Source organism: Micromonospora sp. NPDC005163, from assembly GCF_053599835.1.
This window is the reverse complement of sequence record NZ_JBSFYP010000172.1, coordinates 1-1,057: the sequence shown is the minus strand read 5'-3', so window position 1 is coordinate 1,057 and position 1,057 is coordinate 1. Positions and strand designations below refer to the sequence as shown.

Genomic DNA, 1,057 nt, shown 5'->3' with positions numbered 1-1,057 from the left:
CTCAGCCGGCGGCTGGTGGTCCACGACACCGCGGTGCCTGTCGGTTTGTCCGCCCGGCCGACACCCGGCCCATAGCCTGGCTTCATGGCCGAATCGGACGGGCGATCGCAGAGCGTCCGCACGGTGATCGTGGCCGGCTCCGTCAACGTCGCTGTCGCCGTGGCCAAGGTGGTTGCGGGTCTGCTGGCGGGTTCGGCGGCCATGCTTTCGGAAGCCGCGCATTCGTTCGCCGACACCACGACCGAGGTGCTGCTGTTCGTGGCGCTGCGTCGTGGCGGCCGCCGGGCCGACCCCGCGCGCCCCTTCGGCTACGGCCGGGAGAGCTACATCTGGGCCCTGCTCGCCGCGGTCTTCACCTTCGTCAGCGGCGCCGGCTTCTCCATCACCCACGGCGTGCACGTCATCGCAACGGCCAAGGAGACTGGAGACTACATCGTCTCGTACGCGGTGCTGGTCGTCTCCTTCGTCCTGGAGTCGGTGTCCTTGATGCGCACGGTGCGGCAGGTACGGCGCCGGGCCAAACGCTGGGGCATCAGTCCAGCCAGGGTCCTGCGGCGCACGCCCAACACCGCCATCAAGGCGGTTTTCCTGGAGGACATCGCCGCCCTGATCGGCCTGGGGTTGGCCGGTGCAGGCCTGGGGCTCGCCGAGCTGACCGGTGACCCGGTTTGGGATGGCATCGCATCGGTCGCCATCGGTGTACTGCTCCTCGTGGTGGCCACCATTCTGGCCCGCAACAACCTCGCCCTGCTCGTCGGCCGGGCAGCAAGGGAGCCAATTCAGGACGAGATTCGCCGGGAACTCGCCGCCCTGCCAAACGTGCAAGGCATCGTGGAGCTGCTGACCCTGCAGCTCGGTCCCGACGACATTCTCGTTGTCGCGAAGATCGACTTTGCCGACCAAGTCAGGGCGGCCGACATCGAGGACCTGGCCGACGACGCCAGACGACGGCTCACCGCGCGTAACCCGGCGATCCGGTTCGTCTTCCTCAGCCCGACGGGCGCCGGCTCCTAACCCGCGGGCAGTTGATGACGGCTGGGCAGTCGACGTTCTGCGC

The 1,057-nt window shown here is 68.5% G+C and carries 1 protein-coding gene; it reads left to right on the top strand.

From position 1 onward, the window contains the following. The first annotated feature begins 123 nt into the window (after window positions 1–123). Window positions 124–1,014: a cation diffusion facilitator family transporter gene (locus ACWD6N_RS37785; protein ID WP_450006774.1), complete on the top strand. Its 891-nt coding sequence runs from the start codon at window positions 124–126 to the stop codon at window positions 1,012–1,014. The last annotated feature ends 43 nt before the right edge of the window (window positions 1,015–1,057 follow it).